The sequence below is a fragment of the Modicisalibacter sp. genome, assembly GCF_055145905.1.
Map to the genome: position 1 here is coordinate 26639 of NZ_JBSREH010000018.1, position 25359 is coordinate 51997.

Genomic DNA, 25359 nt, shown 5'->3' on the forward strand with positions numbered 1-25359 from the left:
GCTCGCCGTGGCCGGCGAGCGGGTTTCGGGTGCAGCGGTGCGCAGTCGTCAGGCAGTCAGCAGGCTGTTGAGCCGCTTGACATAGGCCGCCGGGTCATCCAGATGGCCGCCCTCGGCGATGATCGCCTGATCCAGCAGGATGTGCGCCAGATCGGCAAAGCCCTCGCCGTCGGTGCCTTCCAGCCGGTTCACCAGCGAGTGCTCGGGATTGAGCTCAAGGATCGGCTTGACCTCGGGCATCGGCTGGCCGGCGGCCTCCATGATGCGACGCATCTGGAAGCCCATCTCGTGCTCGGAGAGCACCACGCAGGCCGGTGAGTCGGTCAAGCGATGGGTCACGCGGACCTCCTGAACACTGTCGCCCAGCGCCTCCTTGACGCGCTTGACCAGGTCCTCCTTGGCCTTGGCGGTCTCTTCCTGAGCCTGCTTTTCTTCCTCGTCCTCGATCTCGCCGAGGTCCAGGTCGCCCTTGGCCACGTCGGCGAAGGCCTTGCCGTCGTATTCGGTGAGGTGGCTCATCAGCCACTCGTCGATGCGATCGTGGAGCAGCAGCACCTCGACGCCCTTCTTGCGGAAGATCTCCAGATGCGGGCTGTTGCGGGCCGCATTGAAGCCATCGGCGACGATGTAGTAGATCTTCTGCTGGCCTTCCTTCATGCGCAACACGTAGTCGGCCAGCGACTGGTCCTGCACCGCGGTGTCGGTATGCGTGGTCGAGAAGCGCAGCAGCTCGCTGATCTTGTCGCGGTTGGCAAAGTCTTCCGCCGGGCCTTCCTTGAGCACGCTGCCGAAGGTGTTCCAGAACGTCTGGTAGGCGTCCTTGTCCTTGGCCAGCTTCTTGAGCATGTCCAGGGCACGCTTGGTCAGCGCCGACTTCATCTTGTCGACCTGCGGGTCCTTCTGCAGCAGCTCGCGGGAGACGTTCAGCGACAGATCCTTGGTGTCGACCACCCCCTTGATGAAGCGCAGGTAGAGCGGCAGGAACTGTTCGGCGTCATCCATGATGAACACACGCTGCACATACAGGCGCACGCCGCGGGCGCCGTCACGCTCGTAGAGGTCGAACGGCGCGCGCTCCGGCACGTAGAGCAGGCTGGTGTACTCGAGCTTGCCCTCGACCTTGTTGTGACTCCAGGTCAGCGGATCGCTGAAATCATGGGCGATGTGCTTGTAGAACGCCTTGTATTCGTCGTCGCTGACCTCGCTCTTGGGCCTCACCCACAGTGCCTGGGCTTCGTTGACGGTCTCCCAGGTAGTGACCTCGCTGCCCTCGATCTCGTTGCCGTCGTCGTCCTTGGCGGTCTCGGTCTTGGGCATGCGCACCGGCACGTCGATATGGTCCGAGTACTTGCGCACCAGGTTGCGCAGCCGGAAGTCGTCGGCGAACTCGCCGGCATCCTCCTTGAGGTGCAGGATGATCTCGGTGCCACGCTCGGGCTTGTCGACGTCGGCGACGGTGAACTCGCCCTCGCCCTTCGAGCGCCATTCGACACCGCTGTCGCTGCCGGCACGGCGCGTGCGCACGGTCACCTCGTCGGCGACGATGAAGGCGGAATAGAAGCCCACCCCGAACTGGCCGATCAGCTTGGCATCCTTCTGCTGCTCGCCGGAGAGCTGCTTGAGGAACTCGGCGGTACCGCTCTTGGCGATGGTGCCGAGATTGGCGACGACGTCATCGCGGGTCATGCCGATGCCGTTGTCGCGCACCGTCACCGTGTTGTTGTCGGCGTCATGCTCGATCTCGATGCGCAGGTCACTGTCGCCCTCGTAGAGCGCGTCGTTGTTCAACGCCGCGTAGCGCAGCTTGTCCGTGGCGTCGGCCGCGTTGGAAATCAGCTCGCGCAGGAATATCTCCCGGTTGGAATACAGGGAGTGGATCATCAGATGGAGCAGTTGCTTGACTTCCGTCTGGAAGCCGAGCGTTTCTTCATGGGTGGCGGTGGTCATGGATTCAAGCCCCTCATGGTGTGTAGAACGTGACACCGCCGATATGGGGCTAGTTCGAGCGTTTTCAAGCACCTGAGTCGAAACCGGGCCCAATGGCCCGATCGCTGGCCGCAACGAACCGATCCGGCGCCGTTCAGAACGTATTTCCAAACCCCGTTGATGATGGGCGTCGGTGGCAAGGCGAAGCGAGGGTCCTTTGCCATGGATGGCAAAGGTAGCGCCCAGGGAGGGGTTTACAGCGCCCTCGCAAAGCCTTGCCACCGAGAAAGCCCATCCTGTCCACCGGTTATGAAAGAAACTCTTAGCGCGCCGCGGGCGGCCCCTCGCCCTTCCAGCGCCGGTAGTCGGCCAGCGCGGTATCGACCCGGGTCAGCAGCCAGCCGACGATCACCACGTCGTCGACCAGGCCGACCACCAGCAGCACGTCGGGAATCAGATCCAGCGGCGAGACCAGATAGGCTGCCGCCAGCGCCATCCAGCCGAAGGCCGGCCAGGGCACAGGGCGGTAGCGACCGCTCACCACGTCACGGCACATCGGCACGAACAGCCGCATGGCACGGGCGATAGCCGTCAGGGCGCGACGACGCTTTCTGAGGGTGGCGGCGATGCCGCCGGCCTTGAAAAGGGCCATGATTGCTCCTGTCGTAAGCCGACGACACTACTCAAGGCCGTCGCTATGGGCGAGGATGAGACAGACTGCAACCGATAGGCAAGCCCGAGGAGGAGCCGGCGATGCCCCTTCGAATCCCCCGTCACGGCCTCGCGCTGTTGAGCGCCCTGCTGATCAGCCTGCCGGCTGTGGCCGACGAAGCCGACGACCAAGCCCTGCGCGAGGCGCTGGACGCCGCCCGTGCCCACCAGTGGAATCGTGTCGACGATACGGCCATCGACGATCACGTCCTTGCCGGTTACATCGACTATCATCGCCTCCGCGGCCAATTGCCCGACGCGCTACCGGCGACCGTCAATGCCTTCATCACCCGGCATGCCGATTCGCCGCTGTCGACCTGGATGCGCGGCGTGGCCGAAGTCGCTTACGGCAAGGCCGGACGCTTCGACGCGCTGCTGGCGGTGAGCGACGGCGAGCCGCGCGGCGTGATTCGCCGCTGCTACTACTACACTGCGCTGCTCGACAAGGCCCCCGAAAAGGCGGCCGAGGGCGGCCGAGATTTGTGGTTGACCGGCCACTCTCAGCCCGGCGAGTGCGACACCCTGTTCAACACCCTGCGCGCACGTGGCGAGATCGGCGGTGTTCAGGTCTGGCAGCGCCTGCTGCTTGCCTGGGAAAACGGCGAGACCGGGCTGATGCGCTATCTGGAGCGCCAGCTGCCCGCCGGCTGGGGCGACGCCAAGGGCGCACTGGAGCGGCTGCGCAAGGACTATGCGGCGATCACCCGGATACCGCGCGATATCGGCCACGAGGGCGCCAGCGGCCCGCTGTTCGCCGCCGCCATGCACCAGTTCACGCGGGCCGACACGGAGGCGGCGCTGGAAGCCTGGCGCAAGATCGCGCCGCACCTCGACCTCGCCACCCGGCAGCGTCAGGCGATCGAGCGCGACCTGGCCTTCTATTCGATGGTGCGCGAGGTGGACAATAATCGCGGCTGGGTCGACCAGGTACTTCCCGACCTCGCCGACAGCGACCTGCTGGAACTGCGGGTACGCCGGGCACTGGCCGAGCGTGACTGGCAGGGAGTCATCGACTGGGTACACGCCATGCCCGACGACCCACGCCAGGACGCCCGCTGGCAATACTGGCTGGGCCGCGCCCTGTCAGAACTCGGCGATCGGCAGACTGCCCACAAGGCCTACGCCGCCGCTGCCGAACAGCGCAGCTTCTACGGCTTCGCCGCCGCCGACCGGATCGGCCAGCCCTATGACCTGAACCTGCGCCGGGCGACGTTCAACGCCGCCTATCGTCAGCAGGTCGCCGGCTGGCCGGTCATCCAGCGTGTCGAGGCACTGATGCGTATCGGCGAGCCGGGGCTGGCGCGCAGCGAATGGTACTTCGCCTCACGCCGTGCCGATACCGACAAGGCCAACGCCATGGCCGACTACGCCATGCAGCAGGGCTGGTATGCGCTGGCGGTGCAGACCACCATCCTCGCCCGCGAGTGGGATGCGCTGGCATGGCGCTTCCCGCTGGCCTACCGCGACGCCTTCCAGCGCTGGGGGCAGCGCCTCGACGTCGACCCCTATCTGCTGATGGGGATCGCCCGACGCGAGAGCGCCTTCAACCCTCGGGCCCAGTCCTCGGTCGGCGCACGCGGCCTGATGCAGCTGATGCCCGCCACCGCGCGTCATGTCAGCGCCCGCGCCAACGTCGAGCCTCCCGCTGCCGGGAAGCTGTTCGATCCGGCAGTCAATATTCGTCTGGGTAGCCATTATGTGCGCGAGATGCTCGATCGCTACCGTGGCAACCGGCTGGCCGCCGTGGCCGCCTACAACGCCGGCCCCAGCCGCGTCGACCGCTGGCTGCGCGATGCACCAGAGGACTTCGACCTGTTCATCGAGAGCATCCCCTATCACGAGACCCGGGCCTATGTGCAGGCGGTGCTCACCTACCGGGTGATCTTCGCCAGCCTCGCCAACGGCGGCGATACCAGCAAGATCGCGCTGCTGGCCGACGGCGAACGCCAGTCACGCTACGATGCCTCGCTGCTGGCCAGTAACTGAACCGTTTCCAGGCGCCTCCCACAGGACAGGCGCCTTCCCTTAAAAACAACGGGGGCGGCCATCTGGCCGCCCCCGTGTCATTCCGTGCCTCGGCTGTCAGTAACCGACCTGCCGATAGCGCTGTGCCTTGCGGCGTGACTGCGGCCGCCGGCGTCCATAGCTGCCGTTGGCGACCTTGCCGCGCCGTGAGCGGATATCTCCCTTGGCCATCTGTCACCTCCTGTTGCGGAATGGGTCAATGCGGATGCGACGCTGGCAGTGTGGGAAACAGGCGGCGCCGCGGTCAAGTCGACCGCGGCCCGGCCTCAGGCCCGTGAACGACGGCGCACCGGCGCGTCGTCGTCATTACGGCGGCGTGACGCCCGTTCCGGCGCACCGTTGTCCTCGGCAATCTCCAGGGGCCGGCCGGCGACCCGTGCCCGGGCCATCTTGGCCAGGATCGAGGTCGGCAGGGAGCTGGGCAGCTCGACCACGGAGAAGGCGTTGCGAATATCGATGCGACCGATGCGGCCCCCTTCGATACCGCCCTCGTTGGCCAGCGCGCCCACCAGCTGGCCGGGCTTGATGCCGTCGCGATGGCCCACGGCGACCCGATAACGCGTCATGCCTTCCGAGGGCGTACGCTCACGGCGACGCGGCGGCTTGCCGTCGCGACCACCGTCACGACCCGCGCCCTTGGCGGCACCCGGCTTGGGCAGACGTCCGATCGGCGCCTCGTCGGCACGGGCCAGGCTGGCAAAGGCACAGGCCAGCTCCAGCGGATCATGACCTTCCGCGGCCAGCCGTTCGACCAGGCTGCGCTGCTCACCGGTATCGCCGGTCAGCGTGCCCAGCACCCGTTCGCGGAAGCGTTCGTCACGATGGGCACGGATCGTCGCTTCATCGGGAAGCTCGGTCTCGGTCATCGCCTGACCGGTGGCCTGCTCCAGCCAGCGCACCTTGCGGGTCTCGCGGAAGCCGGCAAAGGTCACCGCCACCCCGGAACGCCCGGCACGCCCGGTCCGCCCGATGCGGTGGGTGTAGGCCTCGCTGTCCTGCGGCAGATCGTAGTTGAACACATGGGTGATCCGCGGCACGTCGAGGCCGCGCGCCGCCACGTCGGTGGCCACCAGCACATCGACCTTGCCCTTCTTGAGGCGGGCCACGGTGCGTTCGCGCAGGCTCTGGTCCAGGTCGCCGGACAGCGCCGCCGCATTGAAGCCACGCGCCGTCAGCTGGTCCACGACGGTGGTACAAGCCGCACGGGTCCGCACGAAGACGATGGCGGCATCCACCGGCTCGACCTCGAGCAGGCGCGACAGAGCCTCGACCTTGCCGGCACCGTCGATGCGCACCAGACGCTGTTCAATGTTCTCGCCGGTGGTGACCCGCGATTCGATGGCCACCTTGACCGGGTCGACCAAGTAGCGGTTGACGATACGTTCGATCTCTGCCGGCAACGTGGCCGAGAAGAACACGCGCTGAGCGGTGGTCGGAGTGTCGGCCACCACGCGCTTGACGTCGTCGATGAAGCCCATGCGCAGCATCTCGTCGGCCTCGTCGAGCACCAGCGCATTGAGACCGGTGAGCTTGAGGCTGCCGCGATCGAGGTGATCGATCACGCGGCCCGGCGTACCCACCACGACGTGGGCGCCACGCTTGAGGGCGCTGAGCTGTTCGCGGTAGTCCTGGCCGCCACACAGGCTGGCGACCTCCAGGCCCTGGAGGTTCTGGCCGTACTTGCCGAACGAGACCGCCACCTGCTGGGCGAGCTCACGGGTCGGCGCCAGCACCAGCACCTGCGGTTCGCGACGCGACAGATCGAGGCGCGAGAGCAACGGCAGGGCAAAGGCCGCCGTCTTGCCGGTACCGGTCTGGGCCTGGCCCAGCATGTCACGGCCTTCCAGCAGGGCCGGGATGGTCTGCGCCTGAATCGGCGAGGGAGTTTCGTAGCCCAGGGTTTCCAGCGCGGAAAGAACGGCGGGCACGAGTGCCAGGTCGCCGAAACTCGGCGAGGCAACGGAAGTCAGGGTCATATCACACCTTGCATGGCCGGCATGGAGGCCGGCAGAAAATGTCGTGGTGCCCTGCCCTTCTCATCGCCATGACGGGACGGCGGCATATGACACGGCACCAGGTCGCTCTGCCGCAGCATTCAGTGCCGCGGCTCACTCCTGCTCCTGCTCGACCGCCGTCTTCGACGGCACGAACAGTGTGGCGACCTCTTCACGCCGGCCGGTTCATCGGCGCCGGCAATCCATCAATCAAGGCTCCCGGGCGCGGTGCATCACTATGGCGCACGACTGGGCGCCCGGTGTTGGAGTCACGTCATTGTCCGCCTTGCAGGCAGGACAAATCACCGGGATGGAGGGGTCAACACAGGCGAGGAAGCGCCATGCTACCATCGTCGAGGGTATATTGCCTATGTCTTTTTACCGGCCCGCTTCACCACGGGCCCAGATCGGAGCCTGCCATGCCAACCCTGTGGGTCGATGCCGATGCCTGCCCGCGTGCCGCGCGCGACATCGTGATCCGTGCCGCCGAACGCACCCGAACACCGGCCTGGCTGGTGGCCAACCACGCCCTGCCGTTACCGCCATCGCGCTGGGCCAAGGGGCTATCGGTGGCCAGCGGCCTGGACGCTGCCGACGACGAGATCGTGCGCCGACTCGAACCCGGTGACCTGCTGGTCACGTCGGATCTGCCGCTGGCCATGGAGGCCCTCGACAAGGGTGCCGCGGTGATGACCTCCCGGGGTGAGCCGCTGACCGCCGACAACATCCGCTCGCGCGTGCAGATGCGTGACTTCATGGAAACCCTGCGTGCCAGCGGCGAACACACCGGCGGCCCCAAGGGCTACTCGGACGCCGACCGTCGCGAGTTTGCCAACGCCCTGGACCGCTGGCTGTCCAGGAATCGCTGACACAGCACCCGGCATCTGCTGCAGATGCGTCCGACATGGTTTGGCATGGAAACCCTGCGTGCCAGCGGCGAGCACACCGGTGGCCCCAAGGGCTACACGGACGCCGACCGTCGCGAGTTTGCCAACGCCCTGGACCGCTGGCTGGCCAGACACTGCTGAACCGGCGTCACGCCTTTTCGCGAACGCCCTTCCCCGGCAGCCGTTCACGATCATGGGGCCGGTCGAGCTCGAGCAGCGGCCCCCAGGGCACGATCCGGGTGGGATTGATGGTGCCGTGGCTGTAGTAGTAGTGGCGCTTGATATGATCCAGGTCTACCGTCTCGGCGATGCCCGGCCACTGGTAGAGCTCGCGCAGATAGTTGGAGAGATTCGGGTAATCCTCGATGCGCCGCAGGTTGCATTTGAAGTGGCCATGATAGACCGCGTCGAAGCGCACCAGCGTGGTAAACAGGCGGATATCGGCCTCGGTCAGCCACTCGCCGGCCAGATAGCGCCGCTCGGCGAGACGGGCTTCCATGCGATCCAGCGCCTCGAACAGCGCGGTGACGTGTTTCTCGTAGACAGCCTGCTCGGTGGCGAACCCTGACTTGTAGACGCCGTTGTTGACGTGGTCGTAGACATCGGCATTGACGGCATCGATGGTGTCGCGCAGGTCCGACGGATAGAAATCCAGCCGATTGCTGGTGAGATGATCGAAGGCGTCGTTGAAGATCCGCACCAGATCGGCGGACTCGTTGTTGACGATGCGCCGCTCCCGCTTGTCCCACAGCGCCGGCACCGTGACCCGGCCGGTATAGTGCGGGTCGGTCAGGGTATACAGCTGATGATGGTATTCGACACCGTTAAGCGGATCGCCGCTCGAGCCTTCGTGGGTATTGTAGGTCCAGCCGTTCTCGAGCATCAGCGGACTGGTATGAGACACGCCGATCAGCCCCTCGAGCTGCTTGAGCTTGCGCAGGATCAGGGCGCGATGGGCCCACGGACAGGCCAGCGAGACATACAGATGAAAGCGGTCACCGGCCGCCTCGATACCGGGCTGCCCATCGGGCCCCGGGCTGCCATCACGGGTGACCCAGTCACGCAACTTGGCGGATTCGCGCACGAACTCGCCACCATGCGACTTAGTGTCGTACCACTGATCGTGCCAGCGACCGTCGATCAATAGACCCATGCTCTTCTCCTCGCGTTGGCGAATGGTTTCACGGTGAGGATAAGTCGATTTCATCGACGTTGCTGCGCATTATTTGGGCCTGTTCATTCGACTCATTCGAACGAGAGCCATCCTGGACCGCCTGATGAAGCGCCCGCGCCATGGCATGCGTCGCCGGCCCGGCACGATCGCGGTCCTGGAAAATCAGGTGGACCGGCACCTCGCGCACGCCACCGACCGCCAGTGGCAGCGGGGCAAGACGTCCGCTCTCGAGCGCCTCACGAATGCGCGTCTCCGGCAGCCAGGCGAATCCCAGCCCCCGCTCCAGCATGTCCAGTGATGTGGCCAGATGGCTGACGGTCCACCGCTGTTCGGCCTTAAGCCAGCCGGCGTCCATCGACTGGCGCAGGCCCGAGTCACGCACCACCAGTTGCCGGTACTGGGTGAGATCGCGCAGATCCAGCGTGCGCCCGAGCCGGTGCAGAGGATGCGCGGGGTGCGCCACGGCGATGAAGCGCAGTGTCGCCAGCGCTTCGCCCAGGAATCCCTGAGCCGCCAGCCCCGAGACCACCAGATCGGCACGGCGATCGTAGAGCATCTCCACGCCGCCATTGAGGACCGTCTCGTGCAGCTGGACCCGCACGTGGGGGTACTCGCCGGAGAACTGCTGCAGGGCCTCGGCCAGCGCATCGGGCGGAAAGACCTGATCGACAGCCAGTGAGACTTCCGCTTCCAGCCCGGTCGCCAGGCTCGCCGCCACATCCTCGATTGCCGCAGCGCTCTCGATCAGCTGCCGGGCGCGGCGCAGCAACATCTCGCCGGCCTCGGTGAGGCGGACATGACGCCCTGCCGGTTCGAGCAGCGCCACTCCCAGCTGGGTCTCCAGCTTGTGCACGGCGTGATTGAGCGTCGACGGACTCTTGTGAATGACCTCGGCGGCGCGAGCGAAGCCCCCATGATCGACGACCGCCGCCAGCATCTGCCATTGGGCCAGGGTGACGCGTGACATTTCGTTTTCCTCGAATGGTATCGGCAAAACTATGCGCTTAACCTTCGAAAAAATCGTCCTAGAATCGAAGGGAGTCAAGCAACGACCTGTTCAGGAGTTCCCGATGACTGCTCGCACTATCGACCACCTCGTCGCCAGCCACCCCAGCCAGGACGGCGACGGCGTCAAGATCTCGCGCATCCATGACTTCGGTGGCGGGCTCGATCCCTTCCTGATGCTCGACGAACTGGGGTCAGACCAGCCGGATGACTATATCGGCGGCTTTCCGCCTCATCCGCATCGCGGGCTGCAGACACTGACTTACGTGGTACACGGCGGCCTGACCCACGAGGATCACCTGGGCCACCGCAGCACCATCGGCGCCGGCGACGCCCAGTGGATGCACACCGGACGCGGCATTATTCACTCGGAAATGCCGCTGACCGATAGCCACGGCCTGCACGCCTTCCAGCTGTGGATCAACCTGCCGGCCCGGGACAAGCTCAGCCCGCCCACCTACCGCGATGTCCGCCAGGCCGAGATGCCGCGTCTCGACGCCGACGGCGTCGTGCTCACGGCCTTGGGCGGCACCTGGCAGGCTGCCGGGCATGAGGCGCTTGCGGGCCCGCTCGATACGCTGGCCGGCGACGCCGGCGTCGCGCACCTCACACTGACGCCGGGCGCCGGCATCACGCTCGAGACCGACGCCCCCACGCTGCTGGTCTATGTCTTCTCGGGGGCGATCAGCGTGGCGGGAAAAACCATCGGGGCGCGTCAGCTGGCCCGACTGGGCGACGGTGAGGCCGTGACCCTGGAGAGTGACACCGATAGCCAGGCGCTGCTGCTGAGCGGCCGGCCTCACGGCGAGCCCATCGCCCATTACGGCCCCTTCGTGATGAACACCCGGGAAGAACTCGACCAGGCCCTGCGCGACTACCGCGACGGTACTTTCGCCTCACCGACAGCCTGAGCGGGTTTCATGTCCCCGGCAGACGCTCTACATTAAGATGCGCCAGTGAGTAACTCGGGGACGAGTTCAGGCACAGGACGTAATCATGGAGTAACGTCATGTAGCCGTTAATACTGGGTTTAATAGTCTGTATGCTTATACAGGCTAGGCATGCCGTATGGCATGGGGTAAGGTGCATTCGTTTTTTATATCCACCGATATGCACCCAGGCCCCTGTTTATGTTGCGGATCCTCAATTCGCTGCCCCGCATGCACAAGTTGCTGCTGTTTCCCGTTGCCACGATGGTCACCGTGCTGGGCGCGCACAAGATTCTTGCCGCACTCGACGACAGCGAACCCACGGTCGCGTCGGCCAGCATCGCACTGCCTCTCGATACGTCCCCCGGCGCCGAAGCCCAACTGGTCAGCGACGCCCACCCGCTGAGCAATGCCATCCATACCGCCTCGGCGGCCATCGGCAAGGAGATCCCCCTCTCCGAACTCGCGCCACAGGGCGTCGTCGACATCGATTTCATCAATCAGGCTCACGCGGATACATCATTCTCGCTGCCGCCAACGCTGGAGGTCGAGCCGGCCCTGGCGGTCGCCGGCTCCGCGACCGCCCCTGCCAACGCCCTGCAAGTGGCCGATGGCGCCGTGCTGGCCTCGCTGCAGATCAGCGGCACCGACCAGCCGACGGATGGCAGCGACCTGGACGTCTTCTCTTCCGACCCGCTGGTGCTGGACGATGGCGACGTGGACCTCGCCAACGAACTGGCCGCCAAGGAAGTCTTCGTCCCGCAGTGGGAAACCTATACCGTACAGCCCGGCGACACCTTTGCGGTGATGGCCGAACGTACTTTCGGGCTGGGGTACCGCGAGGTCCTGAACCTGCTCGACACCCTGCCCGACAAGACGGTACTCACCCGCTGGCGCGTGGGTGACAACATCGACTTCCAGCTCGACCAGGACGGCCACCTGCTCGCCCTGCGCGTCATGAAGGACCCGCGCAGCGGCTATCTGATCAAGCGTGATGCCCCCGACGCCACCTTCGCCGTATCCGATATCCAGAAGGCGACGGAGGCGACCCAGCGCCTGTTCGCCGGCACCGTCAATGGCAGCTTCGCCGGCTCGGCAGCCGCGACCGGCCTCTCCAGCGGTGACGTCGCCGAGCTCACCAACCTGCTGGCGAAGAAGATCAACTTCCGTCGCGTCACCCGGCGTGGCGATCATTTCCAGGTGCTGGTCGAGTCCGACATGATCGACGGCAAGGCGATGGATTCACGGATTCTCGCCGCTCACTACGAAGGCCAGCGCACCGACCTGACCGTGGTGCGCAACGATGAGGACGACCGTTTCTACACGCCGGACGGCCACAGCCTCGACCCGGCCTTCAACCGCTATCCCTTCAAGGGGCATTACCGGATCAGTTCCTCCTTCAACCTGCGCCGCGTCAACCCGGTGACCAAGCGTGTCTCGCCCCACTACGGCACCGACTTCGCCATGCCCCGGGGCACCCCGGTGCGCGCCCCCGCCGACGGCCGCGTGGTCAAGGCCGCCTATCAGCGCGGCGGCGCCGGAAACTATCTGGTGATTCGCCAGGACAACGGCTACAAGACCCGCTACATGCACCTTTCCAAGAAACTGGTCAAGGAAGGCGATCGGGTGAAGATGGGCCAGCGCATCGCCCTGTCAGGCAACACCGGGCGCAGCACCGGCCCTCACCTGCATTACGAGATCATGGTCAACAATCGCCCGGTCGACGCCATGCGCGTCAAGTTGCCCGAGAGCAAGAACCTCTCCGGCAAGGCTCTGGCGGCCTTCAAGCAACAGGCGAAGCCGTTGCTGGCCAAGCTCGAGGACGACAGCAACACCCAGATCGCCAAGCTGGATGCCGATACGCTCAAGTCCGATGGCTCCTGACCCCTTCTGACCTGGCCGCTCCCATCACGACCCCGCCTCGGCGGGGTCGCGTTGTTTTTGCACCGCGGAGTCCATCGTCTCTCGTTGTAGGGTTGTACCCGGCTGCCAGTCGCGCGCTAGGATGGCCGTTCACTCAACCGTGGAGGTTAGGCATGGCCATTTCCATCGGCGACAAGCTGCCCGACATCACCCTCAAGACCAACGGCGCCAACGGTCCCGAAGACCTTTCGACCGGCGACCTCTTTGCTGGCAAGCGCGTCGTGCTGTTTGCGGTTCCCGGCGCCTTTACACCGGGCTGCTCCAACACTCACATGCCCGGCTTCGTGATCAAGGCCGACGAGATCCTCGCCAGGGGCGTCGACACCATCGCCTGCATGGCGGTCAATGATGCCTTCGTACTGGATGCCTGGCAGAAGGACCAGAACGCCGAGCGGATCACCATGCTCGCCGACGGCAATGCCGAGTTCACCCGGGCACTGGGACTGGAGCTGGACGCCAGCGGCGGCGGCATGGGCATTCGCAGCAAACGCTTCGCCCTGATTGCCGACGACGGCGTCGTCACCTACCTGGGCGTCGATTCCAAGGGCGTCGACCAGAGCAGCGCGGAGACAGTGCTGGGCCAGCTCTGACGCCAGCCCCCCTTCACGGTCGCGGCCTCCTGCCGCGACCGCTTGCTTCCCTCCGATGTCACGCCCGCGAGCCAGACGTGCGCTTGCCAAGTTCCTTCGTGGCACGCAACCCTTTCATCATCAACGACTTCCGAGACGCATTCCGTCGATCCTCGACTACGCTGAAAAGGATGGCCATCACCCGGTCGCAACGCAGGACCGGTTAGGCAACCAGGGTGCCCATCCGACACAACGCACAACAACGAGGTAGAGCAATGACGTTCCCAGGACTCGAGACACGACAACTAGCGACCGGCCTGATCCTTGCGCTCGGCCTTGCCGGCGCGGCGAGCTCCCAGGCCGCCGACACCTATACCGTCGGCGTGGAGGCCTCCTTCCCGCCCTGGGCCTACGTGGAAGGCGGCGACTACAAGGGGATCGCCATCGATGCCATGGAGAAGATCGCCGAGGATCAGGGGCTCGACATCGAGTTCAAGGACCTGCCCTTCCCGTCGCTGATTCCCGCCCTGTCCGCCGAGAAGATCGACATTCTCGCCACCGGCCTGACGGTGACCGAGCAGCGCGCCAAGGTCATCGACTTCACCGTGCCCTGGTGGGAGACCAATGACGTCATCGTGGTGCCCAAGGACTCGGACCTGAACGTCTTCACCGCCGTGTGCTGCGGCGCCACCGTCGGCGTCCAGGGCGGCTCCTCCCAGAAGGCGTGGATGGAAGACAACGTCACCAACTCCGACATCGACGTCAACCTGAAGAGCTACGACAGCTATGTCACCGCCATCACCGACATGCTCAACGGGCGGATCTCGGCGGTCGATGTCGACGACACCTCGGCGCAGGAATACATCAACGAAGGCCGTCCGGTGAAGATCGCCGGCAAGATCTTCATCCGTGCCCCCCTGGCCCTGGCGGTCAGCAAGGGCGACCCCCAGGGGCTGCTGGCAAAACTCAACCAGGGCATCGTCAACCTGGCCGAGTCCGGCGAGTGGGCCACCATCGTGCACAACTACATTCCCGGCGTGACAGTGCCGTCCGTGCCCGGCAATATGCCCGAGTACGTCGACACCTACCGTAAGCCGGTCGCCGGCCTGCCCGACCTGGGCAACTGATTCCTGCCACTTCCTGCATGCGGACCGTGCCGGCCAACCCTACAGGGTGGCCGGCCGGGCCGGGCTCTTCACTCGCGCATTCGATCAGGCAACGGCATGGACATCTACGACGTTCTTCTCCGGGATTTTCCCTTTCTGCTCAAGGGGCTGGGCGTGGCCCTGGTACTCCTGGCCGCGCTTCTGGCGCTGGGCTTCGTGATCGGGCTGACGATCTGTCTGATCCAGCTCTACGGCCCCCGCACCCGCTTCGTGCAATAGCCGCTCAAGGTCTACGAGCGCATCTTTCGCGGCGTGCCGATCATCATCATGCTGTTCATCTTCTACTACGGCCTGGCGGGCATCTTCGACATCTCGTCGTTCGCGGCCGCCATCCTGGCCCTGGGTTTTCGCTCCGGCGCCTACCAGTCCCAGATCTTCCGCAGCGCCTTCCAGTCGATCCCCGCCGGCCAGATGACCGCAGCACGTGCCAGCGGCATGACCCTGACCCAGGCGATTCGCTGGATCCTGTTCCCCCAGGCGATCCGCCATGCCATCGGCCCCTGGACCAACGAGTTCTCCTCGGAGATCAAGGAAACCTCGCTGGCCTACGTGATCGGGGTCGTCGAGCTCACCAGACAGGCCCACTACATCATCACCAGTACCCAGGGCAATGTGCTGACCGTGTTCGCGGTAGTGGCCCTGCTCTATTTCATCGTCAACAAGGCCGGCAACAGCGGCCTGTACTGGCTGGAAGCCAGACTCGCCGTCCCCGGCTTCGAAAAACGTCAATAACCGACAGGATTTTCTTCCATGGCTGATGTTCCCGTGCTGCGTGTCGATGATATTCACAAGCGCTATGGCGACAACGAAGTGCTCAAGGGCATCTCCCTGACCCTCGAGCGTGGCGCGACCAAGGTGCTGATCGGCCCCTCGGGGTCCGGCAAGAGCACCCTGCTGCGCTGCATCAACCACCTCAACAAGCCGGACCGGGGCACCATCGAGCTCGACGGCCAGCGCATCACCGACGCCAACATCGACCGGATGCGGGCGCAGATCGGCTTTGTCTTCCAGGACTTCAACCTCTTCTCGCACCTGACGGTGCTCGACAATGTGCGCATCTGTCAGCTGAAGGTGAAGCGCCTGTCCCACGAGGAGGCGACGCGCCGTGCCCACGAGGAGCTCGAACGGGTGGGGCTGGGCGACAAGGCCGGCGCCTACCCGGCGGAACTCTCCGGCGGCCAGCAGCAGCGGGTCTCGATCGCCCGGGCGCTGGCCATGGATCCCATGCTCATGCTCTTCGACGAACCCACCTCGGCGCTCGACCCGGAGCTCACCGGCGAGGTCGTCAAGGTCATGCAGCAGCTGGCCGACGACGGCATGACCATGCTGGTGGTCTCGCACGAAATGGGCTTCGCGCGCCAGGCCGCCGACGAGATCATCTTCATGGAAGGCGGCTACATCATCGAGCAGGGGCCGCCGGACGTGCTGTTCTCGACGCCGGCGCAGGAGCGCACCAGAGCCTTTCTCAACGTCATTGCCGAGCACGGGTGAGCCCATGACCGACTTCCTCCAGTTCAGCATCGAGCAGCTTCCGGAACTGCTCAAGGGTGTGCCGATCACCCTGTCGCTGTGGATCATCGCCATCGTGCTGGGCTTCTTCATCGGCCTGGCGCTGGCCTGGGCCCGGGTCTACGGCAACCGTTTCTGGTATGCCCTGAGCACCGCCTACGTGGAGCTGTTCCGCGGCACGCCGATGCTGGTACAGATGTTCTTCATCTACCTGGGCCTGCCCCAGATCGGCATCGTCTTCGACGCCTTCACCTCCGCGGTGATCGCCATCACGCTCAACAGCGCCGCCTACCAGGCCGAGTACTTTCGCGGCTCGGTCCTCTCGGTGCCGCGCGGCCAGATGGTCGCGGCCCGGGCCTGCGGCATGAGCCAGTGGCAGGCCATCCGCTACATCGTGCTGCCCCAGGCACTGCGGCGGGTGCTGCCGCAGTGGTCGAACGAGGCCATCATCGAGCTCAAGTTCACCTCGATCGCCTACACCATCGGCGTCGTGGAGATCACCGCACGGGCCTCCGACATCGGCTCGCGGACCCTGGAGTTCTTCCAGATCTTCCTGCTGGCCGGGTTCATCTACCTGGCGCTCACCTCCAGCGTGGCCAGCTTCCTCAACTGGGTGGAGCGCCGTTATTACGTGCCCGGAGTGACCCATGCCGGCTGAGGCGACTGCAACCCCGCCGCCGACATGGTACAACGAGGCGTTTCTCGATCCGGACGAGCCCCATGACGCGTACGCGACACGCCACCCCGACCTTCCAGCTGCGCCTGGCTGCCGAGAAGGACGTGGTCATCGGCCCCGGCAAGGCCGACCTGCTCGAGGCGATCGAGCGCCACGGCTCGATCGCCTCGAGCAGCCGCGAGCTGGGCATGAGCTACAAGAAGGCCTGGCAGCTCATCGAGACCATGAACCGTCACTTCACCGCCCCGCTGATCGACACCCAGACGGGCGGCAACCAGCGCGGCGGTGCCAGCCTGACGCCGCTGGGCCGCGAGGTGCTCGCCCACTACCGGGCGCTGGAACGCCGGCTGAGCCCGGACGACAACCCCGATGCGCGCGCCCTGCTCGACTGCCTGGGTCGCCGGCCGGCGACCGACTGGACCGACTGAGAGTCCCGGCGCCTTGGCATGGCTCCACCGCCATGGCTATAGTGTCTCCGCTATACCCACGCAAACATAGCGGGAACCCTCATGCATGGAACGCCCCTGTCCGGTCTGTCGTCGCGTACCGCCACCTGTCTTCTGGGCCTGGCGGCACTGCTGCTTGCCACCCTCTCCCCGGCACAGGCGGCGGCGCCCCGGGTCACGATCTTCGCCGCCGCCTCGCTGACCGATGCCCTCGATGCGGCGATCGCCGACTACGAGGCCGACCATGACGTCGATATCGTGCCGGTGTATGCCGCCTCCTCCACCGCGGCGCGGCAGATTGCCCACGGCGCCCCGGCGGAGCTGTACTTCTCGGCCAACGAGCAGTGGATGGACTGGCTGGCGAGCCAGGACGTGACGCTGGCCGAGCGCACGGACCTGCTGAACAACCGCCTGGTGCTGGTGGCCGCTCCCGGGACGTCGCTCGACGCCTTCACCCCGGGCGCGGGCCGGCCGATCCGCGCGCTGCTCGACGACGACCAGCGCCTGGCGGTGGGCAACCCCGACCACGTGCCCGCCGGCATCTATGCCCGGCAGGCACTCGAGTCGCTGGGCGAGTGGCAGGCCCTGGAGCCGCGGCTGGCCCGGGCCGACAACGTGCGAGCCGCGCTGGCGCTGGTCGAACGCGGCGAGGCACCGCTGGGCATCGTCTACCGGACCGATGCCCGGGCCAGCGACAAGGTGCATCAGCTAGGCACGTTTCCCGCCGACGGCCACACGCCCATCACCTACCCGCTGGCCCTAGTCGACCCGCCCGCCAGCGACGCCGCACGGGCGTTCCGCGACTGGCTGACCGGCCGCGAGGCGATGGCCGTCTTCGAGCGATTCGGCTTCTCGCCGGCGGCCGCCGGCACACCCTGACGCGGTCATGCTCTCGGCCGCCGAATGGCAGACCATCGCCATCAGCCTCAAGGTCGCCGGCACCGCCGTCGCCGGCATCCTGCCGCCCGGCGTGGCCGTGGCCTGGCTGATGGCCCGGCACGACTTCCGCGGCAAGGCCCTGCTCGACGGGGTGCTGCATCTGCCGCTGGTGCTGCCCCCCGTGGTGGTCGGCTACCTGCTGCTGCTGGCGCTGGGGCGCCAGGGCTGGCTGGGCCACTGGCTGGATCGCCTCTTCGGCATCACGCTGCCGTTCACCTGGCAGGGCGCGGCGGTCGCCGGCGGCGTCATGGCCTTTCCGCTGCTGGTGCGTGCCGTGCGCCTCTCGCTCGAGGCCGTGGACGTCAAGCTGGAGGCCGCCGCCAGCACCTTGGGCGCCGGCCGCTGGCGGGTCTTCTTCACCATCACCCTGCCGCTGGCCTTTCCGGGACTGGTGACCGGCAGCCTGCTGGCCTTCGCCCGGGCCCTCTCGGAATTCGGGGCCACCATCACCTTCGCCGCCAACATTCCCGGCCAGACGCGCACCCTGCCGCTGGCGCTGTACACCCTGATCCAGACCCCCGGCCGGGAAGCCGCGGCCGCCCGGCTCTGCGCCCTGTCGATCGCCATCGCCATGCTGTCGCTGCTGGTCTCGGAGTGGCTGGCACGGCGGGCGCGACACCGGCTTCAGGAACGCGATGGCTGACTCGGAGCCCCGAACGATGCCGAACGCCAACCATGACGGCCTGCACCTCGACATCCGCAAGCGCCAGGGCGCCTTCCTGACCGAGGCCGCCCTGTCCACGCCCGGGCGCGGCGTCACCGCCCTGTTCGGCCCCTCGGGCAGCGGCAAGACGACCCTGCTGCGCCTGATCGCCGGTCTCGATCGCCCGGACGCCGGGGTCGTCCGCCTGGGCGACGAGACCCTCAGCGACGCCCGAACCGGCCGCCACGTCCCGCCGCATCGGCGGCGTCTCGGCGTGGTCTTCCAGGAGGCGCGGCTGTTTCCGCACTACCGGGTCCGCGGCAACCTGACCTACGGCATGCCCGCCGGTGGCGCCGCGAACTTCGATGACCTGGTCGCGCTGCTGGGCATCGGCAAGCTGCTGGAGCGTTTCCCGGCCACCCTGTCCGGCGGCGAAGCCCGCCGCGTGGCCATCGGCCGGGCCCTGCTCAGTCAGCCGCGCCTGCTGCTGATGGACGAGCCGCTGACCGGGCTGGACGGGGCGCGCAAGCAGGAACTGCTGCACTACATCGCCCGCCTGACCCGCCGCATCGACATCCCGGTAATCTACGTGAGCCACGATCCCGAGGAGCTGGTCAGCATCGCCGATCGACTGGTGCTGCTCGACCAGGGCCGCGTACTGACCGCGGGCCCTCTCGACGAGGTGCTCACCCGCCTGGAGTTCAGCGACGCGCTCGGCGGCTTCGATGCCGTGTCGCTGCTCACCGCGCGTCTCGAGGCCCACGATACCGCCTATGGGCTGACCCGGCTGCGGCTCGCCGACGGTCAGCCGCTCGTCGTTCCCGCGATCGACCGACGCCCCGGCGACAGCGTGCGCCTGCGCGTGCCGGTGCGGGACATCACCCTGGCCCTGGGTACGCCGGCACCCACCAGCGACCTCAACCGGCTCGAGGTGGTCATCGAACGCATCGCCCGCTCGACGACCGACGCCGCCACGGTGGATGTCGGCCTGCGGCTCGGCGAGGCGCGCCTGCGGGCCCGGCTGACCCGCCATGCCTGCCATGCCCTGGGGCTGCGGGAAGGCATGGCGGCGATCGCCGTGGTGCGCAATATCACGCCGGCCGCCGGCTAGGAGCGCGGGAAGCGGCGGTCAGGAAGGCGCGTCAGGCCTCGCCGATGCCGTGACGCTTGAGCTTGTTGGCGATGGTGGTGTGCGACACGCCCAGACGCCGGGCCAGCTGACGGCTCGACGGGTAATCCACGTAGAGGGCGGCCAGCACCCGGCGCTCCACCGAGCCGATGATCTCGGCGAGCGTACCATCCAGTTCGATGCCGCCCGGTCCCGGCGCATCGCCGACGTCGGGCAGGCGCAGATGTTCGGGCAGCAGCACGTCCCCCTCGCAGAGCGACACGGCCTGGAAGAGCACGTTCTCGAGCTGGCGCACATTGCCCGGCCAGTGATACTCGGCCAGCCGTGCCTCTGCCGCCTCCGACAGCGTCGGCAGCGGACAGCCGATCTGGCGAGCGGCGCGGTCGATGAAGTGCTCGGCCAGCTCGGCGATGCCGTCGAGACAGTCGCGCAGCGGCGGGATATGCACCGACAGCACGTTGAGCCGGTGGTAGAGATCCTGACGGAACTGCCCCGCCGCACACAGCCGCGGCAGCTCCTGCTGGGTGGCGCAGATCACCCGCACGTCGAGATAGGTTTCCTCGTCGCTGCCCACCCGCCGGAAGCCGCCGTCCTGCAGGAAGCGCAGCAGCTTGACCTGCAGGCGCGGACTCATCTCGCCCACCTCGTCGAGGAAGATGGTGCCGCCGGCGGTCAGCTCCAGCAGCCCCAGCTTGCCCTCCGGCCGGGCGCCCTCGAAGGCCCCCGGCGCATAGCCGAACAGTTCGGTCTCGGCCATCGACTCCGGCAGCCCGGCACAGTTGAGCGCCATGAACGGCGCCTGGCCGCGCGGGCTGGCCAGGTGGCAGGCGCGGGCCAGCAGCTCCTTGCCGGTGCCGGTCTCGCCCTCGATCAGCAGCGGTGCATCCAGCGGTGCCATGCGTCGCGCCTCGCGCACCACCGCCGCCAGCCGCGGGCTGGCCTGGAAGATCGCCTCGAAGCCGCGCAGTTCCTGGCGCTGGACGTGATAGATGCGTTCGCCGACCCGGTCGGCCCGGTGCAGGGTGACCACCGCCCCGGCCAGCGAGGCCACGTCGTCGCTCTCGGTGTGCAGCGGCGCGATGTCGGCCAGATAGACCTCGTCCTTGAGCTTGAGCCGCAGGCCGTTGACCCGGGCGTTGTTGCGCCGGATGAGCTCGGGCAGGTCCAGGTCGTGCAGGTAGCGGTCGAGCGACAGCCCCGGCACCTCGTCGACCCGCACGCCCAGCATCTGACCGGCGGCACGGTTGGCGGCGACGATCCGGCCGTCCATGTCGATCGACATCACCGGATCGGACAGCGACGAGAGCAGCGCATCCAGTTCCAGATGGCGACGCTCGCTGGGCATCAGGCTGACCCGCTTGACGCTGAACACGCCGGGCAGGGCCTCGAGAACCGGCTTGAGCGTGGCCAGCTGCGCGTTGAGCAGCTGCGGCACCAGCAGGTAGATGGCGTTGCCCTGGTCTCCGCCGACCTCGCCGCGCGCCACGTTGAGGCCATAGTCGGCAAAGGGAGAGACGACATCGCGCAGGATGCCGATGCGATTCTGGCAGTGAAACTTCAGGCGCATGGACCCGGGAACCTCGAAAGACGGCGACGATGGGGAAATACGCGTCACGACGGCGTGACTCATGTGTAACGATAAACTGACACCCGGCTCGCCGTCGATCGATGCAATCCGGGTTTTTACCGTCCGGCCGCCCCCCGCGGCCATCCCTTGTCACACTTTCTTGACAGAGAACCGGCGCGCCCTGCGTCGGCGCCGCGCATCGCCCCCTGCCGCCGCTCATCGGGGCCGCCTAAGCTAGGAGTCATTCTCCCCGACAATGACAACCTGCAACCGGGAGCCCACGATGGCAAAGCAGACAAAATATCAGGCCCATCATCCCGATACCGACGGCATCATCCACTACAGCGATACCGAGAACGCCACCTGGCAGACCCTGATGGAGCGTCAGATGGCGATCATCGAAGGACGCGTCTGTCAGGAATACCTGGACGGCCTGGAACGCCTGGCCCTGCCCATGGAGCGCATTCCGCAACTGGCCGACGTCGACCGGGTGCTGCAGGCGACGACCGGCTGGCGCACCGCACCGGTCCCGGCGCTGATCCCCTTCAACACCTTCTTCGAACTGCTCGCGAACCGGCGCTTCCCGGTGGCCACCTTCATTCGCACGCCCGAGGAGCTCGACTACCTCCAGGAACCGGACATCTTCCACGAGATCTTCGGCCACTGCCCGATGCTCACCAACCCGGCGTTTGCCGAGTTCACCGAGACCTACGGCAAGCTGGGGCTGGCCGCGAGCAAGGAGGAACGCGTCTACCTGGCGCGCCTGTACTGGATGACCGTCGAGTTCGGCCTGGTCGACACGCCCCGGGGACGGCGCATCTACGGCGGGGGCATCATCTCCTCGCCCAGGGAGACCTTCCACGCGCTCTCCGACGTGCCGGCCCATCATCCCTTCGACCCGCTCGACGCCCTGCGCACCCCCTATCGGATCGACATCCTGCAGCCGCTCTACTACGTCATCGACGGCCTCGAGACCCTGCACGACCTGGCCGGCCGCGACATCATGGCGCTGGTCCGCGAGGCCATGACACTGGGGCTGTATGCGCCCACCTTCGAACCCAGGCAGGCCGCGGGCGCCTGACAGGCGCCACCTGCCATGACTACCCTGAAGACAACAAGCCACGGAGTTGAAGATGAGCCAGCTTTCCGAACAAGCCTGTGAAGCCTGCAGCTGGGATGCCCCCCTGGTGACCGACAGCGAGATCGAGCAGCTCAAGCCGTCGCTCCCCGACTGGCAGATCCTCGAGCGCGATGGCATCATGCAACTGGAGCGCGTCTTCACGTTTCGCAACTTCAAGCAGGCCCTGGCGTTCACCAACCAGATCGGTGAACTGGCAGAACAGGCCGGTCATCATCCGGCGCTGCTGACCGAGTGGGGCAAGGTCACGGTGACCTGGTGGTCCCACGCGATCAAGGGTCTGCACAGGAACGACTTCATCCTAGCCGCCAGAACCGACGAGGTAGCAAAGTCCAATGTTCGAGCAGATTGAGCGGGTCCCCGGGGATGCCATCCTCGGGCTGATCGATGCCTTCAAGAAGGACTCCAATCCGCAGAAGGTCGACCTGGGGGTCGGCGTGTATCGGGACGAGCAAGGCAACACCCCGATCCTGCGTTCCGTCAAGGAGGCCGAGGCGCGGCTGCTGAAGAACGAGACCACCAAGAGCTACATCGGCTCCCACGGCGACCCGCGCTACGGCAAGGCCATCCTGTCGCTGGTGCTGGGCGAGGACTCGCCGGTACTGGCCGCCAACCGGGCCAGCGCCACCCAGTCTCCCGGCGGAACCGGCGCGCTGCGCCTGGCGGCGGACTTCATCAAGACCCAGCTGCCCGGCAAGCGCATCTGGGTCTCCGACCCCACCTGGCCCAACCACTTGGGCATCTTCCATGCCGCCGACGTCGAGCTGCACAAGTATCCCTACGTCGATGCCGACAATCGCCTGGATTTCGACGGCATGCTCGCCGCCCTCCAGGAGATCCCCGAGGGCGACGTGGTACTGCTGCACGCCTGCTGCCACAACCCGTCCGGCTTCGACCTGACCCAGGATCAGTGGAAGCAGGTCCTCGAGGTGGTCAAGGCGCGCCGGCTGCTGCCGCTGATCGACTTCGCCTACCAGGGCTTCGGCGACGGCCTCGACGAGGATGCCTACGGCGTGCGCCTGTTCGCCGAGAACCTCGACGAGCTGCTGATCACCAGCTCCTGCTCGAAGAACTTCGGCATCTACCGCGAGCGCACCGGCTGCCTGATCGCCATCGCCAGGGACAGCGAGCAGATGGAAAACGTCCGCTCGCAGTTCGCCATCGTCGCCCGCGAGAACTACTCCAATCCGCCCGCCCATGGTGGTTCGGTGGTGATCGAGATCCTCGAATCCGCCGAACTGGCCGCCCAGTGGCGCGAGGAAGTCGCCGAGATGCGCAACCGCATCAACGGCCTGCGCCGCGACTTCGTCGAGGCCCTCAAGCCTCACGGCCTGGACGAGCGCTTCGCCTTCATCGCCGAGCAGCGCGGCATGTTCTCCTACACCGGCCTGTCCGGCGAGCAGGTGGATCGCCTGCGCGACGAGTACAGCATCTACATGGTGCGTTCCGGTCGCGCCAACGTCGCCGGCCTGGTCAACGACAACCTGCCCTACGTCGCCAAGGCCATCGCCGACGTCGTGAAGTGACAGTCGTGACGTGAAGCAGGCACCGCCTGAAGTCCTCGAACGCCCGGCCCCACCGGGCGTTCGTCGTTGGAGTCCGTGAGCATGGCGTCATCGCGCATCAGCGTCGTCGGTGCCGGTGTCACCGGTCTGAGCACCGCCCTGGCCCTGCACGAGGACGGCCACGACGTGCGCGTGGTCGATCCCGCCCGCGGCTGGGGCCGACCGAGGTCGACGGGCTGTGGGTGAACGCCGGGCAAGGGGCGCTGGGCTGGACCCTGGCGCCGGGCTCGGCCTGGGCCCTGAGCCGGGCCCTGGCGGGGGACGAGACGGCACTGGCGGCGTTTCGCGCCAGCGCCCCGTCGCGCTGAGGGGCGGCGTCAGGGCGTGTCGCCGCTGCCGTCCTTCGTGGCGCCACCGTCCGTGCCCGTATCGGGCACGTCGAGCGCCTGCTGAGACTTGACGTCCTGGTGCTGGGCCTGCTCGAACTGCTGGTTGATCTCGCGCTCGGCTTCCTTGAAGCGCCGTTCGGTTTCCTTGAGCGCCTGATCGACCTCGTTCTGGGTGTTGTCCCAGCCACTGGTCGCCGTGACTTGATCCGTCCCGGTAGCGGCCGGGGTATCGACGGCGGCCGCGCTGCCATCGCCCGCGGCGGGAGTCGCCGTTTCCCCTGCGCCGCCGGACTGCTTGGCCGATGGCTCGGCGTTGCTGCCGGTCGACGGCGTCTTGCCGTCCCGGGCGTCCCGGGTCGTCGTTGCCGAGGCCGCGGCCGTATCGTCACGCGCCGTGCGTGATACGCCGTCGCTCGTGGCACTGTCGCCACCCGACTGCATGGACGACGACTGTGTGGTGGACGTGGCGTCGCCCTGCTGCCCCGACGCTTGCGAGGCGTCGTCGTCACCGTTACAGGCCACCAGGCCCAGCGCCAGTACCGTGACGGCCAGGGTCCTCCAGGGCGTCTTGGGCATTCCGATCTCCTTGCATTGACGGGATTCAGGTTCGCGCTATTGCAGCAAACACCCCCTGACGGCGCAAGGCGTTCATCGCCCCACGTCCTCGTTCCAGACTTCCGGATGACGGGCGATGAAAGTCGCCATCAGTTCCCGGCAGGTCGGATCGTCGAGCACCTCGAGCGTGACGCCACACTCCCGCAGATGCGTCTCGTCGCCGAGGAAGGTGCGGTTCTCGCCGATCACCACCCGCGGGATACCGTAGAGCAGGATGGCCCCACTGCACATCGGGCACGGCGACAGCGTGGTGTAGAGCACCGACCGGCGATAGACGGCGCCGGGTAGACGACCGGCATTTTCCAGTGCATCCATCTCGCCGTGCAGGACCACGCTGCCCCGCTGCTGGCGGCGATTGTGGCCGCGGCCGATGATGCGGTCGTCGTGCACCAGCACCGAGCCGATGGGGACGCCCCCTTCCGCGAGTCCCTGGCGAGCCTCGTCGATCGCCGCCTGCATGAAGCTGTCCATGATTCTCTCCGTTGCGGGAATGC

26 protein-coding genes and 2 pseudogenes are annotated in these 25359 nt (G+C 66.7%); 19 read left to right on the plus strand and 9 right to left on the minus strand.

Annotation, left to right across the window (positions count from 1 at the left end):
- Positions 1–48: 48 nt before the first annotated feature.
- Both htpG and ACTCB7_RS06790 read right to left on the minus strand, forming a co-directional pair.
- On the minus strand, positions 49–1947 hold the full coding sequence (htpG, locus tag ACTCB7_RS06785; RefSeq protein ID WP_463006062.1) for a molecular chaperone HtpG: 1899 nt from the start codon (positions 1945–1947) through the stop codon (positions 49–51).
- A 301-nt stretch (positions 1948–2248) separates the two neighbouring features.
- Positions 2249–2578 carry a YkvA family protein gene (locus ACTCB7_RS06790; protein WP_463006063.1) on the minus strand — a complete coding sequence of 110 codons (330 nt, stop codon included), beginning with the start codon at positions 2576–2578 and terminating at the stop codon, positions 2249–2251.
- A gap of 101 nt (positions 2579–2679) precedes the next feature.
- Between ACTCB7_RS06790 and ACTCB7_RS06795 the strand changes: the two genes are divergently transcribed.
- Positions 2680–4623, plus strand: a complete 1944-nt coding sequence (locus ACTCB7_RS06795) for a transglycosylase SLT domain-containing protein (RefSeq protein ID WP_463006064.1) — start codon at positions 2680–2682, stop codon at positions 4621–4623.
- A gap of 96 nt (positions 4624–4719) precedes the next feature.
- On the opposite strand, the gene ACTCB7_RS06800 is transcribed toward ACTCB7_RS06795, so the two are convergent.
- Complete coding sequence (locus ACTCB7_RS06800) at positions 4720–4833, minus strand: 30S ribosomal protein THX (protein WP_463006065.1); 114 nt, start codon at positions 4831–4833, stop codon at positions 4720–4722.
- A 95-nt stretch (positions 4834–4928) separates the two neighbouring features.
- Positions 4929–6638 (minus strand): DEAD/DEAH box helicase, encoded by a 1710-nt coding sequence (locus tag ACTCB7_RS06805; RefSeq protein WP_463006066.1) that lies wholly within the window; start codon positions 6636–6638, stop codon positions 4929–4931.
- A gap of 437 nt (positions 6639–7075) precedes the next feature.
- On the opposite strand from ACTCB7_RS06805, the pseudogene ACTCB7_RS06810 reads away from it, so the two are divergent.
- Positions 7076–7684 (plus strand): annotated as a pseudogene (locus tag ACTCB7_RS06810) (YaiI/YqxD family protein).
- Between the two features lie 7 nt (positions 7685–7691).
- On the opposite strand, the gene ACTCB7_RS06815 reads toward ACTCB7_RS06810, so the two are convergent.
- Both ACTCB7_RS06815 and ACTCB7_RS06820 read right to left on the minus strand, forming a co-directional pair.
- Positions 7692–8696 carry a glutathione S-transferase family protein gene (locus tag ACTCB7_RS06815; RefSeq protein WP_463006067.1) on the minus strand — a complete coding sequence of 335 codons (1005 nt, stop codon included), beginning with the start codon at positions 8694–8696 and terminating at the stop codon, positions 7692–7694.
- A 28-nt stretch (positions 8697–8724) separates the two neighbouring features.
- Complete coding sequence (locus tag ACTCB7_RS06820; protein WP_463006068.1) at positions 8725–9684, minus strand: LysR family transcriptional regulator; 960 nt, start codon at positions 9682–9684, stop codon at positions 8725–8727.
- 103 nt (positions 9685–9787) lie between these two features.
- Here ACTCB7_RS06820 and ACTCB7_RS06825 point away from each other — a divergent pair, with 103 nt between their 5' ends.
- The 12 genes and pseudogenes from ACTCB7_RS06825 to modC all read left to right on the plus strand — a co-directional run bounded on the left by ACTCB7_RS06825 (position 9788) and on the right by modC (position 19633).
- Positions 9788–10633, plus strand: coding sequence for a pirin family protein (locus ACTCB7_RS06825; RefSeq protein ID WP_224414431.1), 846 nt, complete (start codon positions 9788–9790; stop codon positions 10631–10633).
- Between the two features lie 249 nt (positions 10634–10882).
- Positions 10883–12535 (plus strand): peptidoglycan DD-metalloendopeptidase family protein, encoded by a 1653-nt coding sequence (locus tag ACTCB7_RS06830; protein ID WP_224414430.1) that lies wholly within the window; start codon positions 10883–10885, stop codon positions 12533–12535.
- Between the two features lie 152 nt (positions 12536–12687).
- Positions 12688–13164 (plus strand): redoxin family protein, encoded by a 477-nt coding sequence (locus tag ACTCB7_RS06835; protein ID WP_463006069.1) that lies wholly within the window; start codon positions 12688–12690, stop codon positions 13162–13164.
- Between the two features lie 254 nt (positions 13165–13418).
- Positions 13419–14270, plus strand: a complete 852-nt coding sequence (locus tag ACTCB7_RS06840; protein WP_463006070.1) for a transporter substrate-binding domain-containing protein — start codon at positions 13419–13421, stop codon at positions 14268–14270.
- A gap of 96 nt (positions 14271–14366) precedes the next feature.
- Positions 14367–14528, plus strand: a complete 162-nt coding sequence (locus ACTCB7_RS06845) for a hypothetical protein (RefSeq protein WP_463006071.1) — start codon at positions 14367–14369, stop codon at positions 14526–14528.
- 18 nt (positions 14529–14546) lie between these two features.
- Positions 14547–15041: pseudogene (locus ACTCB7_RS06850) on the plus strand (amino acid ABC transporter permease); the annotation flags it as partial.
- An 18-nt stretch (positions 15042–15059) separates the two neighbouring features.
- Positions 15060–15800: an amino acid ABC transporter ATP-binding protein gene (locus ACTCB7_RS06855; protein WP_263479122.1), complete on the plus strand. Its 741-nt coding sequence runs from the start codon at positions 15060–15062 to the stop codon at positions 15798–15800.
- Positions 15801–15804: 4 nt separating this feature from the next.
- Entirely contained in the window at positions 15805–16476 is a 672-nt protein-coding gene (locus tag ACTCB7_RS06860) for an amino acid ABC transporter permease (protein ID WP_224414426.1), read from the plus strand.
- A gap of 62 nt (positions 16477–16538) precedes the next feature.
- Positions 16539–16922 carry a winged helix-turn-helix domain-containing protein gene (locus tag ACTCB7_RS06865; protein ID WP_224414425.1) on the plus strand — a complete coding sequence of 128 codons (384 nt, stop codon included), beginning with the start codon at positions 16539–16541 and terminating at the stop codon, positions 16920–16922.
- 81 nt (positions 16923–17003) lie between these two features.
- Entirely contained in the window at positions 17004–17819 is an 816-nt protein-coding gene (modA, locus tag ACTCB7_RS06870; protein WP_224414424.1) for a molybdate ABC transporter substrate-binding protein, read from the plus strand.
- A gap of 7 nt (positions 17820–17826) precedes the next feature.
- Positions 17827–18522 (plus strand): molybdate ABC transporter permease subunit, encoded by a 696-nt coding sequence (modB, locus tag ACTCB7_RS06875; RefSeq protein WP_224414423.1) that lies wholly within the window; start codon positions 17827–17829, stop codon positions 18520–18522.
- Between the two features lie 16 nt (positions 18523–18538).
- Complete coding sequence (gene modC, locus ACTCB7_RS06880) at positions 18539–19633, plus strand: molybdenum ABC transporter ATP-binding protein (RefSeq protein ID WP_224414422.1); 1095 nt, start codon at positions 18539–18541, stop codon at positions 19631–19633.
- Between the two features lie 31 nt (positions 19634–19664).
- Here the strand turns inward: modC and ACTCB7_RS06885 are convergent, their stop codons facing one another.
- Complete coding sequence (locus tag ACTCB7_RS06885; protein ID WP_463006072.1) at positions 19665–21218, minus strand: sigma-54-dependent transcriptional regulator; 1554 nt, start codon at positions 21216–21218, stop codon at positions 19665–19667.
- A 283-nt stretch (positions 21219–21501) separates the two neighbouring features.
- On the opposite strand from ACTCB7_RS06885, the gene phhA reads away from it, so the two are divergent.
- The 5 genes from phhA (at position 21502) to ACTCB7_RS06910 (ending at position 24229) form a co-directional block, all read left to right on the plus strand.
- Complete coding sequence (gene phhA, locus ACTCB7_RS06890; protein ID WP_463006073.1) at positions 21502–22299, plus strand: phenylalanine 4-monooxygenase; 798 nt, start codon at positions 21502–21504, stop codon at positions 22297–22299.
- Between the two features lie 52 nt (positions 22300–22351).
- Positions 22352–22708, plus strand: a complete 357-nt coding sequence (locus ACTCB7_RS06895) for a 4a-hydroxytetrahydrobiopterin dehydratase (protein ID WP_463006074.1) — start codon at positions 22352–22354, stop codon at positions 22706–22708.
- Entirely contained in the window at positions 22692–23882 is a 1191-nt protein-coding gene (locus ACTCB7_RS06900) for an amino acid aminotransferase (RefSeq protein ID WP_463006075.1), read from the plus strand. Before ACTCB7_RS06895 ends, ACTCB7_RS06900 begins: the two co-directional genes overlap by 17 nt.
- A gap of 81 nt (positions 23883–23963) precedes the next feature.
- Positions 23964–24107, plus strand: a complete 144-nt coding sequence (locus ACTCB7_RS06905) for an FAD-dependent oxidoreductase (protein ID WP_463006076.1) — start codon at positions 23964–23966, stop codon at positions 24105–24107.
- Positions 24104–24229, plus strand: a complete 126-nt coding sequence (locus tag ACTCB7_RS06910; protein ID WP_463006077.1) for a hypothetical protein — start codon at positions 24104–24106, stop codon at positions 24227–24229. Before ACTCB7_RS06905 ends, ACTCB7_RS06910 begins: the two co-directional genes overlap by 4 nt.
- A gap of 9 nt (positions 24230–24238) precedes the next feature.
- Here ACTCB7_RS06910 and ACTCB7_RS06915 read toward each other — a convergent pair whose 3' ends face one another.
- Complete coding sequence (locus tag ACTCB7_RS06915) at positions 24239–24826, minus strand: hypothetical protein (RefSeq protein WP_463006078.1); 588 nt, start codon at positions 24824–24826, stop codon at positions 24239–24241.
- A 72-nt stretch (positions 24827–24898) separates the two neighbouring features.
- A complete protein-coding gene (locus ACTCB7_RS06920) occupies positions 24899–25336 on the minus strand; it encodes a nucleoside deaminase (protein ID WP_463006079.1) in 438 nt (145 codons plus the stop codon).
- Positions 25337–25359: the final 23 nt, after the last annotated feature.

Excerpts from the sequence above, each read along its gene's own strand:
- ACTCB7_RS06845 (WP_463006071.1), top strand. The coding sequence starts at position 14,367 with ATGGACATCTACGACGTTCTTCTCCGGGATTTTCCCTTTCTGCTCAAG.
- ACTCB7_RS06825 (WP_224414431.1), top strand. The coding sequence starts at position 9,788 with ATGACTGCTCGCACTATCGACCACCTCGTCGCCAGCCACCCCAGCCAG.
- ACTCB7_RS06905 (WP_463006076.1), top strand. The coding sequence starts at position 23,964 with ATGGCGTCATCGCGCATCAGCGTCGTCGGTGCCGGTGTCACCGGTCTG.
- ACTCB7_RS06895 (WP_463006074.1), top strand. The coding sequence starts at position 22,352 with ATGAGCCAGCTTTCCGAACAAGCCTGTGAAGCCTGCAGCTGGGATGCC.
- ACTCB7_RS06840 (WP_463006070.1), top strand. The coding sequence starts at position 13,419 with ATGACGTTCCCAGGACTCGAGACACGACAACTAGCGACCGGCCTGATC.
- ACTCB7_RS06865 (WP_224414425.1), top strand. The coding sequence starts at position 16,539 with ATGACGCGTACGCGACACGCCACCCCGACCTTCCAGCTGCGCCTGGCT.
- phhA (WP_463006073.1), top strand. The coding sequence starts at position 21,502 with ATGGCAAAGCAGACAAAATATCAGGCCCATCATCCCGATACCGACGGC.
- ACTCB7_RS06795 (WP_463006064.1), top strand. The coding sequence starts at position 2,680 with ATGCCCCTTCGAATCCCCCGTCACGGCCTCGCGCTGTTGAGCGCCCTG.
- ACTCB7_RS06805 (WP_463006066.1), bottom strand. The coding sequence starts at position 6,638 with ATGACCCTGACTTCCGTTGCCTCGCCGAGTTTCGGCGACCTGGCACTC.
- ACTCB7_RS06820 (WP_463006068.1), bottom strand. The coding sequence starts at position 9,684 with ATGTCACGCGTCACCCTGGCCCAATGGCAGATGCTGGCGGCGGTCGTC.
- modC (WP_224414422.1), top strand. The coding sequence starts at position 18,539 with ATGCCGAACGCCAACCATGACGGCCTGCACCTCGACATCCGCAAGCGC.
- htpG (WP_463006062.1), bottom strand. The coding sequence starts at position 1,947 with ATGACCACCGCCACCCATGAAGAAACGCTCGGCTTCCAGACGGAAGTC.
- modB (WP_224414423.1), top strand. The coding sequence starts at position 17,827 with ATGCTCTCGGCCGCCGAATGGCAGACCATCGCCATCAGCCTCAAGGTC.
- ACTCB7_RS06855 (WP_263479122.1), top strand. The coding sequence starts at position 15,060 with ATGGCTGATGTTCCCGTGCTGCGTGTCGATGATATTCACAAGCGCTAT.
- ACTCB7_RS06885 (WP_463006072.1), bottom strand. The coding sequence starts at position 21,218 with ATGCGCCTGAAGTTTCACTGCCAGAATCGCATCGGCATCCTGCGCGAT.
- ACTCB7_RS06915 (WP_463006078.1), bottom strand. The coding sequence starts at position 24,826 with ATGCCCAAGACGCCCTGGAGGACCCTGGCCGTCACGGTACTGGCGCTG.
- ACTCB7_RS06800 (WP_463006065.1), bottom strand. The coding sequence starts at position 4,833 with ATGGCCAAGGGAGATATCCGCTCACGGCGCGGCAAGGTCGCCAACGGC.
- ACTCB7_RS06815 (WP_463006067.1), bottom strand. The coding sequence starts at position 8,696 with ATGGGTCTATTGATCGACGGTCGCTGGCACGATCAGTGGTACGACACT.
- ACTCB7_RS06900 (WP_463006075.1), top strand. The coding sequence starts at position 22,692 with ATGTTCGAGCAGATTGAGCGGGTCCCCGGGGATGCCATCCTCGGGCTG.
- ACTCB7_RS06835 (WP_463006069.1), top strand. The coding sequence starts at position 12,688 with ATGGCCATTTCCATCGGCGACAAGCTGCCCGACATCACCCTCAAGACC.
- ACTCB7_RS06920 (WP_463006079.1), bottom strand. The coding sequence starts at position 25,336 with ATGGACAGCTTCATGCAGGCGGCGATCGACGAGGCTCGCCAGGGACTC.
- ACTCB7_RS06830 (WP_224414430.1), top strand. The coding sequence starts at position 10,883 with ATGCACAAGTTGCTGCTGTTTCCCGTTGCCACGATGGTCACCGTGCTG.
- modA (WP_224414424.1), top strand. The coding sequence starts at position 17,004 with ATGCATGGAACGCCCCTGTCCGGTCTGTCGTCGCGTACCGCCACCTGT.
- ACTCB7_RS06790 (WP_463006063.1), bottom strand. The coding sequence starts at position 2,578 with ATGGCCCTTTTCAAGGCCGGCGGCATCGCCGCCACCCTCAGAAAGCGT.
- ACTCB7_RS06860 (WP_224414426.1), top strand. The coding sequence starts at position 15,805 with ATGACCGACTTCCTCCAGTTCAGCATCGAGCAGCTTCCGGAACTGCTC.